Source organism: Roseateles sp. GW821-FHT02E12 (assembly GCF_059421665.1).
The window spans coordinates 283,935-301,613 of sequence record NZ_JBWKVK010000005.1; the positions used below are offsets into that span (position 1 = coordinate 283,935).

Annotated in this window: 9 protein-coding genes; all 9 read left to right on the forward strand. The window is 68.5% G+C overall.

The genetic code is table 11. The features are described from left to right. Positions 1–226: 226 nt before the first annotated feature. The 9 genes from AC07V5_RS28580 (at position 227) to AC07V5_RS28620 (ending at position 17,610) form a co-directional block, all read left to right on the forward strand. Positions 227–1,237, forward strand: a complete 1,011-nt coding sequence (locus tag AC07V5_RS28580; RefSeq protein ID WP_495119002.1) for an amidohydrolase family protein — start codon at positions 227–229, stop codon at positions 1,235–1,237. After that, a complete protein-coding gene (locus AC07V5_RS28585; protein ID WP_495119003.1) occupies positions 1,234–3,918 on the forward strand; it encodes an alpha-galactosidase in 2,685 nt (894 codons plus the stop codon). Before AC07V5_RS28580 ends, AC07V5_RS28585 begins: the two co-directional genes overlap by 4 nt. Continuing rightward, the gene (locus tag AC07V5_RS28590) at positions 3,915–5,801 is read left to right on the forward strand and encodes an NPCBM/NEW2 domain-containing protein (protein ID WP_495119004.1); all 1,887 of its coding nucleotides are present in this window, start codon (positions 3,915–3,917) and stop codon (positions 5,799–5,801) included. Before AC07V5_RS28585 ends, AC07V5_RS28590 begins: the two co-directional genes overlap by 4 nt. Before the next feature lie 169 nt (positions 5,802–5,970). Next, positions 5,971–7,869, forward strand: a complete 1,899-nt coding sequence (locus AC07V5_RS28595) for a DUF4832 domain-containing protein (RefSeq protein ID WP_495119005.1) — start codon at positions 5,971–5,973, stop codon at positions 7,867–7,869. Positions 7,870–7,892: 23 nt separating this feature from the next. Beyond that, positions 7,893–8,768: a spherulation-specific family 4 protein gene (locus AC07V5_RS28600; RefSeq protein ID WP_495119006.1), complete on the forward strand. Its 876-nt coding sequence runs from the start codon at positions 7,893–7,895 to the stop codon at positions 8,766–8,768. Positions 8,769–8,785: 17 nt separating this feature from the next. Further along, complete coding sequence (locus tag AC07V5_RS28605) at positions 8,786–9,646, forward strand: spherulation-specific family 4 protein (RefSeq protein WP_495119007.1); 861 nt, start codon at positions 8,786–8,788, stop codon at positions 9,644–9,646. A gap of 214 nt (positions 9,647–9,860) precedes the next feature. Beyond that, positions 9,861–14,678, forward strand: coding sequence for an NAD-glutamate dehydrogenase (locus AC07V5_RS28610; protein WP_495119008.1), 4,818 nt, complete (start codon positions 9,861–9,863; stop codon positions 14,676–14,678). A 115-nt stretch (positions 14,679–14,793) separates the two neighbouring features. Continuing rightward, positions 14,794–17,124, forward strand: a complete 2,331-nt coding sequence (locus AC07V5_RS28615; RefSeq protein ID WP_495119009.1) for an alkaline phosphatase D family protein — start codon at positions 14,794–14,796, stop codon at positions 17,122–17,124. A gap of 27 nt (positions 17,125–17,151) precedes the next feature. Further along, positions 17,152–17,610, forward strand: coding sequence for a hypothetical protein (locus AC07V5_RS28620; RefSeq protein WP_495119010.1), 459 nt, complete (start codon positions 17,152–17,154; stop codon positions 17,608–17,610). Positions 17,611–17,679 lie beyond the last annotated feature (69 nt).

Below are 17,679 nucleotides of genomic sequence, written 5' to 3' on the forward strand. Positions count from 1 at the left end.
CGCTGAACGCGGGCAAGACTGGTCGGTCCCCCGAGGGGACGGCGATGCTTGCGGCATCGAGCCGCAAGCACATCGCCAGCGCGGGCCGGCTTGGGAGCGGCCCGTCGCTCGGCCCGCAAGACCCGGATTTGGATTGCTGATGAGAAACCTGTTGTCTCTCCTTGCCGCCCTGCTTGCTGGGGCGGCTTTTTCTCCCGCTTGTGCCGCAGACGCGCCGAGCTACACGATGGCCGACTACAGCCGCGTCGTGAAGGTTGACGCCCACCTGCACCTGCACAACCCCGACCCGGCCTTCATGGCGGCGGCCAAGCGGCAGAACTTCAAGGTATTGACGATCAACGTCGACTACCCGGACTTCCCGCCGCTGGACGACCAGCAGCGCGTGGCGATCAAGCTGAAGGAGCAGTTCCCGCAGAACGTGGCCTGGGCAGCCAGCTTCTCGGTGGCCGGCTCGGACAAGCCCGAGTGGCTGCCGGCCACGCGAGCCCGTATCGACGCGTCGATGAAAGCCGGCGCCGTGGGTGTGAAGGTGTGGAAGAACATCGGCATGAGCCTGCGCGGCGCCGATGAGAAGCTGGTGATGATCGACGACGCCCGCTTCGCGCCGCTGTTCGACGACTTCGCCAAGCGCGGCATCCCGCTGCTGGGCCACCAGGGCGAACCGCACAACTGCTGGCTGCCGCTGGAGAAGATGACGGTCAACAATGACCGCGAATACTTCAAGGCTCACCCGCAGTACCACATGGCCCTGCACCCCGAGATGCCCAGTTGGGAGGCGCAAATGGCCACGCGCGACCGCATGGTGGCGGCCCACCCGGGCCTGCGCTTCATCGGCGTGCATCTGGCTTCGTTGGAGCGCGACGTGGACGAGCTGGGCGCTTTCCTCGACCGCTTCCCCAACGCCGTGGTGGACGTGGCCGCGCGCATCGGCCAGCTGCAGTACCAGAGCCAGAAGGACCGCGAGCGCGTGCGCCGCTTCTTCATCAAGTACCAGGACCGCATCCTGTACGGCAGCGACATGTCGCAAGCGCCCGACCAGGACGGCGCCGCGCTGGGCCGCGAGGCCGAAGGCGTGTGGCGCATGCACTGGCGCTACTTCAACACCGCCGAGAGCTTCAAGGTGGCGGATCTCGACAAGCCCGTGAAGGGCCTGGCGCTGCCGCGCGCGGTGGTGGACAAGCTGTATCGCACGAATGCCGAGCGCGCTTTCTCCGGCGCCTGGGGTGCCCAGCGATGACGGCACGCCGTGCCTTCCTGCAGTGGCTGGGCGCTGCGCCGCTGGCCACGCAGTTGCCGCTCGCTCAAGCCGCCGAAGGCAAGGGCCACGTGCGCGTGCAGGACGCCGCGCTGTCGCTGCAGTTCGACGATCAGATGCGCTGCCGCGTCGTCAGCTTGGGCAGCAAGCAGCCCGTCATGCTGACGGGCTTTGACGCCAGCGAACACCTGGTGGTGAAAGGCAAGCCGCTGACCCGCTTCGCGCTTCAGCAGGCCGAACCCGGCAAGACCGCCACCCCTTTCGGCGCCGCCCAGACGCTGCGCCTGGTCGGGCGATCGACCGACGGTATCGAGAAGCGCCTCACCGTCACGCTGCTGGACGAGCACCCCGGCGTCGCGCTGCTGGACGTGAGCTACGTCAATACCAGCGACAAGCCGCTGGCCATCGACGCCTGGGTCAACGCCGCCCACCGCCTGGCTGCAGCACCGCGCCACGCGGGCGGCTGGTGGACCTACTCCGGCGCCAGCCACGCCGACCGGCGCGACTGGGTGCAGCCCGTCAAGCGCGGCTTCGAGCAGCGCAACTTCATGGGCATGAATGCGTCGGACTATGGCGGCGGCACGCCCGTCGTCGATGTCTGGCGACGCGATGTCGGCCTGGCCGTTGGCCACCTGGCACTTCAACCGCAGCTCGTCGCGCTGCCCGTGAAGGCCAGCGGCGACCAGGTCGACATTTCTCTGCGTAGCGACGCACCGCAGACGCTTGGCGCCGGCCAGACGCTCACCACGCCGCCCACCTTCATCGCCCTGCACCGCGGCGACTTCTTCGTGCCGCTGGACCGCTACCGCCGCCTGATGGCCGCGCAGGGCCTGGTGGCGCCCGAGCCGCCTTCGAGCGCTTACGAGGCGCAGTGGTGTGCCTGGGGCTACGAGCGCGACTTCTCGCTGGACTACGTGCGGGCGACGCTGCCCAAGGTGCAGGAGCTGGGCTTCAAGTGGGCCGTGCTGGACGACGGCTGGCAGGTGAAGACCGGTGACTGGACGCCCGACCTCGCCAAGTTCCCCAAGGGCGAGGCCGATATGAAGGCACTCGTTGCCGACATCCACGCCCGCGGCATGAAGGCGCGGCTGTGGATCGCGCCGCTGGCCGTCGCACCCGGCAGCGACGAGCTGCACGACCACACCGACCTGCTGCTGCTGGACAAGGACGGCGCGGTGCAGAACGTGACGTGGTGGAACGCCTTCTACCTTTGCCCCGCCTACGAGAAGACGCAGGCCCGCCTGGCCGCCACGGTCAAGAAGATCATTGGCGACTGGGGCTTCGACGGCCTCAAGGTGGACGGCCAGCACCTCAACGGCGTGGCTCCCTGCTTCAACCCGGCGCACAAGCACGCGCGGCCGGAAGACGCGGTGGAAAAACTCGCCGATTTCTACAAGGTCATGCACGCCTCGGCCCACGCGGCCAACCCGGAAGCCGTGGTGGAGGTGTGCCCCTGCGGCACCGGCTATGCCTTCCACAACATGCCCTTCATGGACCAGGCGCCGGCGTCCGACCCGCTGTCCAGCTGGCAGGTGCGCCACAAGGGCAAGACGCTGAAGGCGCTGATGGGCCCGTGGTCCGCCTACGCGGGCGACCATGTCGAGCTGAGCACCGGCGGGCAGGACTTCGCCTCCAGCGTCGGCGTGGGCGGCGTGGTGGCCACCAAGTTCACCTGGCCGGTGGACCCCAAGCCCAAGGACTCCTTTTTGCTGACACCCGAGCGCGAGCAGCACTGGCGCCAGTGGGTAGACCTCTACAACCGCCAGCGCCTGGCCGAAGGCCGCTATCGCGGCGAGCTGTATGACCTGGGCTTCGACAAACCCGAGGCCCACGTCATCGAGCAGGGCGGGGCGCTGCATTACGCCTTCTATGCCGAGCGCTGGGACGGCTCGGTCACGCTGCGAGGTCTTGGCAGCGGTCATTGGAAGTTGCGCGACTCCCTGACTGGCAAGGCGCTTGGCGTGGTCACTGCCGACAAGCCCACGCTGGCCGTCCGCTTCACGCACAGCCTGTTGATCGAGGCACGGCCCGAGGCGCCCGACGCGCTGCCCGTTGCGTTCGCTGGCCGTGTGGCGCAGGTGGGTGCCGACGGCTTCCCGCTCGCATCGCTATGGGCTGACGCGCCCACCACCTTCTTCCGCCACGACTGGCAGGGCAAGGCGCTCGCCGGCCCGCAGTCCACCCGCGTGCAGTTGCTGCGCGGTGCGGGCCAGCTCTACTTGCGCTTCATCTGCAAGTTCGACGCGCTGAGCACGTTTGAGCGCGCCGGCTCGGCCACCGACATCTGGCCGCTGTGGGAGCGCGACGTCGTCGAGGTCTTCCTGCAGGCACCGGACCGCGCGGGGCTCAAGAGCTATCGCGAGGTCGAGGTGTCGCCCAACGGCCTGCTGCTGGAGATCGCCGTCGAGGCCTCGGGCAAGAAGCGCATCGTTGGCGAGAGCCGCGCGAGGGCGCAGGTCGATGCGAAGCACAAGGTCTGGACGGCCGAGCTGGCCGTGCCCATGCGAGGTGGGGAAGACGGCTGGCGCCTGAACCTGTTCCGCGTGGAAGGGCAGGGAGGCCAGGGCAAGGACCGCGTCTATTCCGCCTGGAGCCCGACCAAGACCGCCACGCCCGACTTCCACGTCCCGGCCGCCTTCGGCCGTCTGCTGCCCGCCGCATGAAACTGCTTGCCCTCTCCCTGCTCGTCTCGCTGTCGGCCCAGGCCCAGCAGACGCTCGCGCCCACCGGCCGCTGGCAGCACCAGCCGGTTGGCAGCGCGCCCACGCCGCCGATGGGCTGGTCCAGCTGGAACGCCTTTCGCGTCGACATCACCGAGCAGAAGGTGCTGGACTCGGCCAAGGTCATCGTTGATTCTGGCCTGGCCGGCGCGGGCTACCGCAGCATCAACGTCGACGACGGCTGGTGGCTGAAGCGCCGCACGAGCGATGGCCGGCTGCAGGTGCGCACGGGCCTGTTCCCGAGTGCGGCGACCGGTGGCGACAAGGGCAGCTCGCTGCGGCCCTTCACCGACAAGATCCACGCGATGGGCTTGAAGGCGGGCATCTACACTGACATCGGCCGCAACGCCTGCTCCCAAGCCTACGACGCCGACAGCCCCAACCTGCCCGAGGGCACGCATGCCGAGCGCGAGGTGGGGCTGATGGGCAACATGCGCCAGGACGTGGCGCTGTTCTTCGGCGAATGGAACTTCGACTACCTGAAGGTGGACGGCTGCGGCCTGTCCTCCTATGGCCGCGACCGGCCGCATGTTGCCTCGGGCCAGTACCGCGAGTACAAGCCGACCATCGTCGAAGGCAACATCAACCAGTCCGACGTCGAAGGCACCAAGGCCCTCTACGCTGGCCTGAAGCAGGCGCTGCACGAGGTACGGCCACGCGGCGATTACGTGCTGTCGGTGTGCCTGTGGGGCACTGTCAATGTGCGCAGCTGGGGGCAGGACTACGGCACCATGTGGCGCAGCAGCCGCGACATCGCCAACAGCTTCTCGCAGATGGTCCACAACTTCGACACCGTGGCCACGCGCGAGTTCTACGCCGGCCCCGGCCGCTGGAACGACCCCGACATGCTGGAGATCGGCAATGGCGACTTCGACGGCAACCATCTGCTCGAAGCCCGCACCCACATGGGTCTGTGGGCCATCGCGGCCGCGCCGCTGATGATCGGCACGGACCTGTCGAAAGCCTCGCCTGCGCTCATCGATGTGCTGAAGGCGCCCGAGGTCGTCGCCATCAACCAGGACCCGGCCGGCCATCAAGGCGTCATCGCCTATGCCGACAGCGACCGGCAGATCCTTGTGAAGACGCTGGCCGATGGCCGCAAGGCCGTGCTGCTCTTCAACCGCACCGGCGCGCCCGCCAAGTTCACGCTGACCGCCGAGCATCTGAAGATGGATGGCATCAAGCCCATTGCGCTGCGCGACGCCTGGGCGCGCGCCGACGCGGGTGCCTTCACCGGCCAGCGCGAGTTCGAGCTGCAGCCGCGCGAGGCACTGCTGTTCACCGCCACCGGCAAGCACCTGCTGCCGCGCGGCTACTTCGTGTCCGAGCGGCCGGGCCAGGTCTACGTGGCACGCGACGGCATTCGCGCGCTGGAGCAGGACCCGATTGGCTACCGCGCGCTGGCGTCGTGGTCCACCACCGACAACGGCGGCACGCGCCCGGCCTATGCCGGCTGGGGCGGGCCTCGTGCCGATTCAACGCCGTATGACGAGGCGCTGCGCATCCAGAACGTTGCCTTCCGCCATGGCGTGGGTGCGCTGGCTGACTCGCGGTTGCAGGTCAAGCTGCCGGCGGGTTCGCAGCGCTTCACGGCCAAGGTGGGCGTGGACGACTCGACACGCGGCAAGACGGCCGGCGTCAGCTTCGAGGTCTGGGGCGATGGCCGCCGGCTCGCGAGCACTGCACCGATGAAGTTCAACCAACCGGCGCGCGAACTCAGCGCCGACCTGCGTGGCGTGAAGCTGATCGAGCTGATCGCGCGCCAGCACGGGGCCGACACCACGGGCCCTGTCGTCGTGACCTGGGGCGACGCTCGCATCGAGTAGTCGCCAAGCACACCTCTCTTCCCTCGCCTTTTTGGCACCGGTCGCGCCGGTGCCCCGGCCGCGTTCGCGCTGACGTGGCCCGGCCCCTCCCGTCCAGCGCTCAGTCGTTCATCAGGAGAACCCGATGCACTCCATGCGTCCCTGCCCCTTGCCCCGCTCTCGCACCGGGATGAAGCTTGCCTTCCCGCTTGCGTTGCTTGCCGCCTGGCCCGTCGCCGCGACTGCGGCGCCCCTGGTGTCCAACCCCCTGGGCGCCTGCCTGGAAGCCAAGGTGGACACCTGGGACATCCGCCTGGCCACGTGCAACGCCAGTGCGCTGCAGGACTTCGCTTTCACGCCGGTCAGCACGGGCAGCAGCATCTACACCATCAAGAACGCACAAGCCAATCTGTGCGTCGCTGCCACCGGCACCAGCTCCGGTTCGTTCGTGGAGCTCAACACCTGCCAGCCCAGCCAGACGGGCCAGCGCTTCCAGACGGTTCCGCTGGCGGGCGGCTCGACGGCCCAGCTGAAGCTCGCGGCCAACAATCTCTGCCTGACCGCGCCGACCCAGGTGGCCCAGGTCGGCTTCTCGGTCGCCACGTGCAACAACGGCAATGCGAACCAGGCCTGGCGACTCGCCGCGCCTACCCCAGCGCCCACGCCCGCACCGACACCGGCCCCCACGCCGGCGCCCACCCCGGCGCCCACGCCGGCACCGACCCCAGCACCAACGCCCGCACCCACGCCGGCACCGACGCCGGCGCCCGCTCCGGTTGAAACGAGCTTCACCGTCAGTACGGCGGAGATCGCCAACCCGGAGCGAGGCATGTACGTGTGGGCGGCCGACAACCTGCTGCTGTGGACGCAGGCCGACGCCGATTCGCAGTTTCAGGCCGGCTACCGCGTTGTCTATGCCGCCGTGCGGCTGGACGCCTATGCCGCCACCACGCTGCCGGCCAGCCTGCTCACGCAGCTCTCGGACGGTTTCGCGAAGGCGCGCCGTGCCGGCTTGAAGCTCGTGCCGCGCTTCCTCTACAACTACCCGGCCAACGAAACCGAATACCGGAACGTGAAGGACGCGCCGCTGGCGCGCGTGCTTGGCCACATCGACCAGCTCAAGCCCGTGCTGACGGCCAATGCCGACGTCATCGCCTACCTGCAGGCCGGCTTCATCGGCGCCTGGGGCGAATGGCACACCTCGTCCAACAACCTCACCGACACCAGCCCCCGCACGCAGATCCGCGATGCGCTGCTGGCCGCCTTGCCGTCGGACAGGTTCCTGCAACTGCGTTACCCGGCCTACCTGATGCAGTGGGCGCCGCAGGTGCCGAGCTGGCGCGACGGCTCCGCGGCCTCCCGCATCGGCGCGCACAACGACTGCTTCCTGGCCTCGGCCACCGACGTCGGCACCTACAGCGAAGACGCCGCCACGCGCCAGACCGAGCGCAACTACATCGCCTCGTTGTCGCGCGTGGCGCCCTTCGGCGGGGAGACCTGCAACCCCGCTGACGAGGAGGGCGCGGTGCCACGCACCAGTTGCACCGACATCCTGGCGGAAGGCAAGCAGTTCGGTCTGACCTATCTGAACAACGACTACTACCGCGACCTGTTCCACACCAAGTGGGAGGCACAGGGCTGCATGGCGGAGGTCAGGCGCAGCATGGGCTACCGGTTCGAGCTCGCCACGCTGCGGCACAGCTCGGCGGTCACGGCCGGGCAGTCGGGTGAGCTCCTCATGACGGTGCGCAACACCGGCTGGGCGCGCGCCTTCAACCCGCGTGCGGTGCAGCTGCTGCTCAAGCATCGAACCACGAGCGCCGTCGTGCGCATCGCGCTGCCGGCGGTCGACCCGCGCGGCTGGCTGCCCAACAGCACCAGCACTGTGTCGGCGGGGTTCACCGTTCCAGCGGGAACGCCGACGGGCGCCTATGACGTGCTGCTTGCGCTGCCCGACGGCGCCACATCGCTCAGCACCGACGTGCGCTACAGCGTGCGTCCCGCGAACGCGGACAACGCCGCCAAGGCCCAGGCATGGGATGCGGCGCTCGGCGCCTTCCGCGCGGGAACCACGATCACCGTCCGTTGATGAACCTTCTTTAGGAGAAACGAATGTTCGACTTTCGATTGAAGCCCGCCGCCGCGGGCCTGCTGACCGGCCTGGCCGTAACCCTGGCCGGTGCGGCGCCGACCAACTTCGGCCTGGTGGCCTACTGGGGCGAGACCGCCAGCACCTACGGCGGCCAGGTGCCGTCGGGTGCCTATGTCGTCATCAACCCCAACAGCGGTGCGACCGGGCTGAACGCCAGCCAGGTCACCAACTACAAGGCCGTCATCGCCAACATCCGCGCCCAGGGCGGCAAGGTGCTGGGCTACATCGCCACCGGCTACAACACCAACACCACCGATGAGGTCGCACGCTACAACGCGATCTCGGCCAACCTCACGGCGTACAAGACCACGCTGGGCGGCGTGGACGGCTACTTCTTCGATGAGGCCGCGTATGACGACGCGGCGCTGACCGACGCGCAGAAGTGCAACGGCACGCCACCGAAGTGGAGCGCCGTGCGCGCCAAGATCTCGGCGGCGGGCACCGGCGGAACGGTGGTGTGGAACGCAGGCTGGCCGGGCGCCAGCAGTTGCTTCGTCAGCGCGGCCACGTACGGCGAGCACGTCGTCATGTACGAGGCGGGCTACAGCGACTACGTCAACGCCGCCAGCTGGCTCAACGGCGGCGTGCAAAACCTCGCCACCTCGCTGGGCGTGAAGACCTGGCTGCTCGTGCACTCGGCCACGCAGGCGCAGATGCAGGCGACGCTGAAGGGCACGACGGCGAACTACGTCTTCGTGACGAGCATGACCTACAACCCCAGCCTGCCTTGGGGCGGCCCGATCTGGAACTACACGCCCACCTACTGGGGCAACGAGACGCTGTCGGGCTCCGAGCGCTGGTGCCTGAAGAGCTTGAAAACTGGCGGCACCTGCTGAACCGAGGACACATCACCATGAAGCATCTGAAAACCCTTTTGGCCACGCTGGCCCTCACCACCGCGGCGCCGTTCGCATCGGCCATCGAGATCATCGTGCCGGCGTATTTCTATCCATCGTGGATGCCGTCGCAGAACGAATGGCACCAGCTGACCTGGGCTGCTCAACAGGGCGCGCAGGTCACGGCCATCATGAACCCCGGCAACGGGCCGGGCACGGCGTCCAACAGCGACTACATGGCCTCGGTCAACGAGTTCCGCGCGGCGGGCGGCAAGGTGCTGGGCTATGTCTACACCTGCTACGGCGTCAACCACTGCACGCCTGAGGTGCCGCCGACGCGCTCGACCAGCGAGGTGCTGGCGGACGCGCAGAAGTATGCGAACTGGTACGGCGTGGACGGCGTGTTCCTGGACGAGATGGCGACGCAGCAGGGTCAGCTGCCGTTCTATCAGACCGTCAGCAACAGCCTGCGCGCCGCCCACCCGGGCTGGGAGATCGTCGGCAATCCTGGTGTGGCACCCACCGCCGGGTACACGGCCGTGGCGAACACGCTGATGAGCTTCGAGGGGGCCTACAACGCCTTCGTCAACGGCTCGTTCCTGAGCGGGCTGACGAATGCCGCATCGACCGGCGCCATCGTGCACGGCGTGGCGACGGTGGCCGAGATGCAGCAGGTGATGGGGCTGGCCAAGCAGTACGGGTTGGGGGCGATCTACATCACCGACGGGACGATGGCGAGCGGGAATCCGTATCTGCATCTGCCGAGCTACTGGGCCGCCGAGGTGGCAGCCGCCGCGGTGCCCGAGCCCGAGCAAGCGGCGCTGCTCGCAGCCGGCCTGGCGCTGCTGGCCGTGCTGAGGCGTCGCCGCTCGGCCTAGGGCGGTCAGGGACGTCAGCCAAGCGGGGTCGGTGGGCAGTAAGTCGGTTTCTGCTGCAAATCGAACCCCTACCCACCCCGCCGATGATTTGCAGGCATGCGCCCGGGCAGGCGTAATCTCCGTCTATCAACACTTGGCACGGCGCTGCCGCCAGCTTTGGGCCCCATCGTGAGGCCGGCTGGCAGCGGCTCCGATGACCGGACAGGAGACAAGCATGCTGGCGCAGACAACCCCATCCGGCCCGCGAGCCGAGCGCATGGACGAAGTCGTCAAGCTGGTGCGAAACCGCGCCAGCGAGGACCAGCGCGAGGCGCTGGTGGACTTCGTGCAGCGGTATTTCGGCCAGGTCGACCCGCAGGAGCTGGCCGAACGGCAGGTGGCCGACCTGTACGGCGCGGCGGTATCGCACTGGAGCTTTGCGCGCAAGCGCGAGCTGGGCCGGGCGCGTGTGCGGGTGTTCAACCCGACGATCGCCGAGCATGGCTGGCAGTCGACCCACACCGTCATCGAGATCGTCAACGACGACATGCCCTTCCTGGTGGACTCGGTGACGATGGAGGTCAACCGCCACGGGTTGACGCTGCACCTGATCATTCATCCGCTGATGGCGGTGAATCGCGATGCCGACGGTACGTTGCAGGGGCTGGCCGCCGACGGCGTGCGCGAGTCCTTCATCCATGTCGAGGTTGACCGCATTCCCGAGCCCGCCCGGCTCGAAGCGCTCGCCGCCGACGTGAGCCGGGTGCTCGACGACGTGCGCTCGGCAGTGGCCGGCTGGCGGGCCATGCGCCAGCGCATGCTCGATATCGTCGATGACCTGGAACGCCAGGCGCCGCCGCTCGCGGCCGAGGAACTGGCCGAGGGCCTGGACTTCCTGCGCTGGCTGGCCGACAACCACTTCAGCTTCCTGGGCTACCGCCGCCACGGCCTGGCCAGCGTCGACGGGCAGGACATCTTGACCGTCGTGCCCGACTCGAGCCTGGGCATCCTGCGCGACGCGGCGTCGCTCGATGCGGTGGCCGCCTTTGCCGCACTGCCGGCCGAGGTGCGCGCGCAGGTGCGCCGGCCCGAGCTGCTGGTGGTGACCAAGTCCACCGCCCGCTCCACCGTGCACCGGCCTGGCTACCTGGACTACGTGGCCGTCAAGCGCTTCGACGCCGATGGCAATGTCTGCGGTGAAGAGCGCTTCCTGGGCCTGTTCACCTCCACCGCCTACAGCGCCAACCCGGCCGACATCCCGCTGCTGCGGCGCAAGGTGGCCGACGTGGTGGCGCGCGCCGGCCTGCCGCCGGGCGGCCATGCCGGCAAGGCCTTGATCAACATCCTGGAAACCTATCCGCGCGACGAGCTGTTCCAGACCAGCAACGACGAGCTGCTGCAGACGGCGGTGGGCATCCTGCACCTGGGCGAGCGCCAGCGCTTCAGGCTCTTCGTGCGGCGCGACCCCTTCCAGCGCTTCATCTCCTGCCTGATCTACGTGCCGCGCGAGCACTACACGACCGAGCTGCGCCAGAAGTGGCAGGCCATCCTGCTGCAGGCCTTCAACGGCAGCGGCTCCGAGTTCACCGTGCATCTGTCGGAGTCGGTGCTGGCGCGCATCCAGATGACCGTGCGCACCCAGCCGGGCCATATCCCGCCGTTCGACGTGCGCGAGCTGGAGGCGCGCTTGGCCGCGGCCGCGCGGCGCTGGGACGACGACCTGAAGACGGCGTTGATCGAGGCGACGGGCGAGGCCCGCGGCGTGCAGTTGCTGCGCCAGTTCGGCAGTGCCTTCCCGGCCTCCTACCGGGAAGAGTTCGATGCCCGTGCGGCGGTGCCCGACGTGGAGATGATGACGCGCCTCAGCGACGCCGAGCCGCTGGGCATGAGCCTATACCGGCCTCTGGAGGCCGCGCCCGGCCACCTGCGCTTCAAGCTGCTGCGCCGGGGCGAGCCGCTGACGCTGTCGGACAGCCTGCCCATGCTGGAGCACATGGGCATGAAGGTGCTGGACGAACTGCCCTACCGCATCGCGCCGCAGGACTCGGCGCCGATCTGGATCCACGACTTCGGGCTGAAGTTGAGCCGTGCCGACACCGAGGTGGAGGTGGACGCGCTGCACCAGGTGTTCGAGAACGCCTTCGCCGCCGTGCTGCACGGCGACGTCGAGGACGACGACTTCAACCGCCTCGTCGTGGCCGCCCGTCTGACGGCGGAGCAGATCGTGGTGCTGCGCGCCTATGCCAAGTACATGCGGCAGATCGGCTTTGCGCTGTCGCAGTCCTTCATCGAGGCCACGCTGGCCGCGCATGCGGGCATTGCTGGGCAGCTGGCGCGCTTGTTTGAGCTGCGCTTCGACCCGGCAGGCGGCGCGAATGCGGAAGCCCAGGCCGCCGAGCAGGTCAAGGCCATCACGGCCGCGCTCGAGCAGGTGGACAACCTCTCCGAGGACCGCGTGCTGCGCCAGTATTTGGCGCTGATGCTCGCCACCACGCGAACCAACTTCTGGACCCGCGACGCCGCAGGCCAGCGGCGCAGCTTCCTGTCGTTCAAGTTCGACTCGTCCAAGGTGCCAGGCCTGCCGGCGCCCAAGCCGATGTTTGAGATCTTTGTCTATTCGCCCCGCTTCGAAGGCGTGCACCTGCGCGGCGGCCGGGTTGCGCGTGGGGGCTTGCGCTGGTCGGACCGGCCGGAGGACTTCCGCACGGAGGTGCTGGGCCTGGTGAAGGCGCAGATGGTGAAGAACATCGTCATCGTGCCGGTGGGGTCCAAGGGCGGCTTCGTGCTGAAGAAGGCACCGCCGGCCAGTGACCGCGAGGCCTTCATGAAGGAAGGCGTGGCCTGCTACCAGAACTATCTGCGCGGCCTGCTGGACATCACGGACAACCGCGTCGGCGACAAGATCGTGCCGCCGCCGCAGGTGAAGCGCTACGACCAGGACGACCCCTACCTCGTCGTTGCCGCCGACAAGGGCACCGCGACCTTCTCGGACTACGCCAACGGCATCAGCAAGGAATATGGCTTCTGGCTGGGCGATGCCTTCGCATCAGGCGGCTCGGTGGGCTATGACCACAAGGCGATGGGCATCACCGCTCGCGGCGCGTGGGAGTCCGTCAAGCGCCACTTCCGCGAGATGGGCGTGGACACGCAGACGACCGGCTTCACGGTGGCGGGCGTGGGCGACATGTCGGGCGACGTGTTCGGCAACGGCATGCTGCTGTCGCGCCACATCCGCCTGCTGGCGGCCTTCGACCACCGCCACATCTTCCTGGACCCGAGCCCGCAAGCCGAAGCGTCCTTCGTCGAGCGCGAGCGGATGTTCAAGCTGCCGCGTTCGTCCTGGGCCGACTACGACACCGGGCTGATCTCGGCCGGCGGTGGCGTCTACCCGCGCAGCGCCAAGTCCATCCCCATCACGCCCGAGGTGAAGCAGGCGCTGGGCATCACCGCCGACGCGATGACGCCGACCGAGCTGGTCAACGCCATCCTGAAGGCGCCGGTCGACCTCATCTACAACGGTGGCATCGGCACCTACGTGAAGGCCGCGACCGAGACCCACGCGCAAGTGGGCGACCGCGCCAACGACGCGCTGCGTGTCAACGGCGGTGAGCTGCGCTGCAAGGTGTTTGCCGAAGGCGGCAACCTCGGCTGCACGCAGCGCGGCCGTATCGAGTTCGCGCTCGCCGGCGGGCGCATCAATACGGATGCCATCGACAACTCGGCGGGTGTGGACACGTCGGACCACGAGGTCAACATCAAGATCCTGCTGGGCCTGGCCGTCAGCGAGGGCGAGCTGACCGACAAGCAGCGCAACACGCTGCTGCCGCAGATGACCGATGACGTCGCCGCGCTGGTGCTGCGCGACAACGTCTTCCAGACCCAGGTGCTTTCGGTCACGGGCCACATGGCGCCGCAGCTGATGGATGCGCAGGCGCGCTTCATGCAATACCTGGAGAAGGCCGACCGGCTGGACCGTGCGATCGAATACCTGCCGTCCAACGAGGAGATCGCCGACCGGCGCGGCAAGGGCCAGGGCCTGACCAGCCCCGAGCGTGCGGTGCTGCTGGCCTACAGCAAGATCTGGCTCTACGACGAGCTGCTGGGCTCCACGCTGCCCGACGACCCCTGGGTGTCGACCGCGCTGGTGCGCTACTTCCCGCCGCTGCTGCAGGACAAGTTCAGCGGCTACATGCAGCGCCACCCGCTCAAGCGCGAGATCATCGCCACGCACGTCACCAACAGCATGATCAACCGGGTGGGCAGCACCTTCGTGCACCGTCTGCTCGAGACCACGGGCGCGCGCGCGTTCGAGATCGTGCGCGCCTACCTGCTGAGCCGCGAGATCTTCGGCATGGTGAGCCTGTGGCAGGGCATCGAGGCGCTGGACAACAAGGTGGCCGATGAGATGCAGTCGCGCATGCTCATCGACACCAGCCGGCAGCTGGAACGCGGCACCAAGTGGTTCCTGCGCTCCAACCGGTTGGTGGACGACATGGGCGCCACCATCGAGCACTTCACGTCCAATTTCGGCAAGCTCGCCGCACGCCTGCCGCAACTGCTCGACGCTGACGAACGCGCCCGCGTCGATGCGGCCGCGGCGGCCTATGTGGCTGGTGGCGTGCCGCGCGAACTGGCCGAACGAGTGGTGACGTTCGGCACGCTGTACGCGACGCTGGACATCGCCGAGATCGCCGGCAGCGCACGCTGGCCGGTGGAGCTGGTGGCGGCGATCTACTTCGATCTCGCCAATCGCCTGGGCATGCCCTGGCTGCGCGACAAGATCACCGCCCTGCCTGGCGACCAGCATTGGCAGATGCTCGCCAAGGGCGCCATGCTCGACGACCTGTGGGGCCTGCAACGCTCCATCACCGGCGCGGTGCTGGCAGGCGGTGGCGGCCACGAGTCTCCGACCGCCCTGGTCGAGGCCTGGCAGGCCAGCAACGGCCGCACCATCGAGCGCGCCGAGCAACTGCTCGGCGAGCTGCGTGCGGTGCCTGCGCCGGATGCAGCGATGTTGTCGGTGGCGTTGAGAGAGTTGCGTGGTTTGACGTAGGCGGGCCGCTCATCGGCAGCTCGGCGCCCTTGACCGAAACTCGTTCGGCTCGATATCGCATAGGCAGCACTTACTAGGGATATCGCCGTCAGCGCCAGGTGCAGACACTCCGCCGATGTTGAGTCTGCGCGCGCAGTTGCTGGACTTCCTCGATTCGACGCCCTACGCACAGGCGGGTGTCCGGTTGGAAGTGCGCGTGATGGCCGGCTGGCTTGAGCGCGTGTTTCCGCCCCAGGTGCCGGGCGGGCCGCCACCGACCAAACCGCCCACATCCATCCTGATCGTGGACTACGACGAGTCTCGCGCCGTGGTGCTGCAGGTGCAGGGCACCACGGATGCCGCCGGGCGCGTGACCTTGTCGGTAGACGCCAGCGCGGCCTTTGCGCAATGCGCCGCGTTGCGGCTGAACGGCGCCCCGCCCGATGGCGTGCAGGCACAGTTGTCCGCGACCGCCGACGTCTATGGGCTGGCACTGCCCACCGCCGAGCGCTTTGCCGCTTTCGACACGCCGAACGCCACCCGCGACCTGGTGATGCTGGCCGACCCCGCGCGGCTGATCGTCGGCGACACCTCCGCCACCAGCACGAAGCTGTGGTTCCAGTTGCATGCGGCGCCGCGCCCGGGCGACCGTTTCGTCTGCCTGCTGTCGGTGCGCGGCTCCAATGCCGCACCGCGCCGCGTGGGTTTGGCCTTCGACGCCAGCCGCGTGCTCACGACGACGACGACGTTGTCGGGCCTCACTGCTGCCACGCCGCACGACATCGAACTGCGCCTGGTGCAGGCGGACGCGGTCGAGCACGTCATCGCGCGCGGCAGCGTGCGCACGCTGCCCGCCGACCCACGGCGCCTGAGCATCGCCTTCGGCTCCTGCCACCTGCCGGGCGCACCGACCTCGCTCAACCGTTGGCAGGCACTGGCCGCGCGCACCGACATCGACCTGGCCTTCCTCATGGGCGACCAGATCTATGGCGACGGCATCGAGAAGGTGTTTTTCGATACCAACGACTGGAACGAACGCTACGCGCGCCGCTACAACCAGCTGTGGGCCTACCAGCCGGTGCGCCGCGTGCTGCGCTCGCGGCCCATGTACATGGCGCTGGACGACCACGAGGTTGTTGACGACTGGGGCACCGAGCCCGTCGACACCACGCGCGAGGCCGCCGGCCTGCGCGCCTACCGGATCTTCCAGCAGCAGCACGGCCCGATGGGCCTGGGCACGCGGGTGGACTACGGTTTTCGCCGCGGGCCGGCCGCCTTCTATGTGACCGACAGCCGCACGGCACGCGGCAAGAGCGCCACCTTCCCCGTGATGGGCCAGGCGCAGTTCAACCGCCTGCAGGCTTGGGCGCGCTCGGACGAAGTGCGCACGGCCGACCTGGTGTTCGTCGTCGTGCCCGTGCCGCCGGCCATGCTGCCGATCGCGCAGCTGGAGGAGTTGGCCAGCGCCCTGGCGGCGCCGGTGGGCGGCGTGGGCGGCGGGCTGCTTGGCGCGGTGGTGGGGGCGGCAATAGGCTTCGTCGTCGGCGGCCCGGCTGGCGCGGTGGTGGGTGCCGAGGTGGGCGCGGGCATCGGCGCCTTCGCCGGTGCCGTGGGCACCAAGGTGTACTACGAGCACCTGGAAGACACCATCACCGAGCCCGACCTGCGCGACGCCTGGACCTACGACAAGAACCTGCCCGACCTCGTACGGCTGATGGACGTGCTGTTCGACGTCGCCAACGACATCGGCGCCGACGGCAAGCCCGGGCCGCGCCCCAAGGGCGTGTTCGTGCTCAGCGGCGACTACCACTTCGGCGCCATCCACCTGGTGCGCTCCACGCGCACGGACGGCGGCCACGACCATCGCAACAACCCCGCGCTGGTGCAGATCACCAGCTCCCCCATCTCCAAGCCCGCGGTCGACACCGACCTGATGCTGACCGCCGCAGCCATCGTCAGCACCGACGACGAGTTCAAGCTCGACGACGACCACTACCGCGCGCGCTTCGTCGGCCACCTGGAGCAGCGCAACTTCGGGCGCGTCGAGTTCGAGCAGGTGGGCACCACGCGGCGCTACCGGGTGCAGATGTACGTGGAAGGCGAGACCGACGCCCTGGCCGAGCTGTTCGAGATCGACCTCGACGCGCGGCCGGTGACCATGCGCAACCTGGTGGGCGAAGTGCTCATCGCGCGCGGCAAGCTCACGCTGCTTCGCGTGCATGACATCGGCGGCGGCTTCGGCCCGGCCGTGGACCGCATCGACGGCGAAGTCATCGTCGCCGTGGACGGCGCACCGGGCTGCAACTTTGGCTTCCAGCTGCGCAAAGACGCCAACCTGGCGGCGCGCCAGCGCATGCTCGCCCTGCTGCGAGACGCCTTTGCGCACGACCGGCCGATGCAGATCGAATACCTGCGCACCGGCCAGCACAACGGCACGCTCATCCGCGCCACCGAGCTGGCGGCATGATTGAAACGAACTGACGAGGACGCTGCCATGGCACTGCTCAACACCTCCGGCAAGATCAAGATGCTGCGCGTCAACGAAGTTGGCGACCGGTTCGGGCCTGCGGCCGACTTCATCCAGGCCGAAGTCATCGTCCAGCTCGAACAAATGACCGGTGACATCGCCTCCGGCTTCAACCTCCGCGTCGACGCCAACCAGCCCGTGCGCCAGGGCATGCTCGATCTGCTGCGCGACGCCTTCAACAACGGCTGGCGCGTCCACTTCGACCACAACGTGCCGGCCGGCAAGGCCAAGGGCACCATCATCCGCGTGTGGGTCACCAAAGACCCCGTGCTGCCCGGCGGCGGCCTTGTCAACCCGGGCCTCGTGTTCGGCACCATCGGCCTCACACCCGTGGCCCCGACGGGTCCGTTAGCCCCGGCAACGCCAGTCGCCCCGGCACCCAAGGTCGTCAAGAGTGCCGCGCGCCGCGGCAAGAGCAAGGCCTGACGCCGCGCTTCAAAGCGTCAAGAGCGCCAGGTACGCCGCGCCGCAGGGCAAATGGAAGGCCTTTCCCGA

Coding starts and splice junctions, on each gene's coding strand:
- AC07V5_RS28595 (WP_495119005.1), top strand. CDS start 5,971: ATGAAGCTTGCCTTCCCGCTTGCGTTGCTTGCCGCCTGGCCCGTCGCC.
- AC07V5_RS28590 (WP_495119004.1), top strand. CDS start 3,915: ATGAAACTGCTTGCCCTCTCCCTGCTCGTCTCGCTGTCGGCCCAGGCC.
- AC07V5_RS28605 (WP_495119007.1), top strand. CDS start 8,786: ATGAAGCATCTGAAAACCCTTTTGGCCACGCTGGCCCTCACCACCGCG.
- AC07V5_RS28615 (WP_495119009.1), top strand. CDS start 14,794: ATGTTGAGTCTGCGCGCGCAGTTGCTGGACTTCCTCGATTCGACGCCC.
- AC07V5_RS28600 (WP_495119006.1), top strand. CDS start 7,893: ATGTTCGACTTTCGATTGAAGCCCGCCGCCGCGGGCCTGCTGACCGGC.
- AC07V5_RS28620 (WP_495119010.1), top strand. CDS start 17,152: ATGGCACTGCTCAACACCTCCGGCAAGATCAAGATGCTGCGCGTCAAC.
- AC07V5_RS28580 (WP_495119002.1), top strand. CDS start 227: ATGGCCGACTACAGCCGCGTCGTGAAGGTTGACGCCCACCTGCACCTG.
- AC07V5_RS28585 (WP_495119003.1), top strand. CDS start 1,234: ATGACGGCACGCCGTGCCTTCCTGCAGTGGCTGGGCGCTGCGCCGCTG.
- AC07V5_RS28610 (WP_495119008.1), top strand. CDS start 9,861: ATGCTGGCGCAGACAACCCCATCCGGCCCGCGAGCCGAGCGCATGGAC.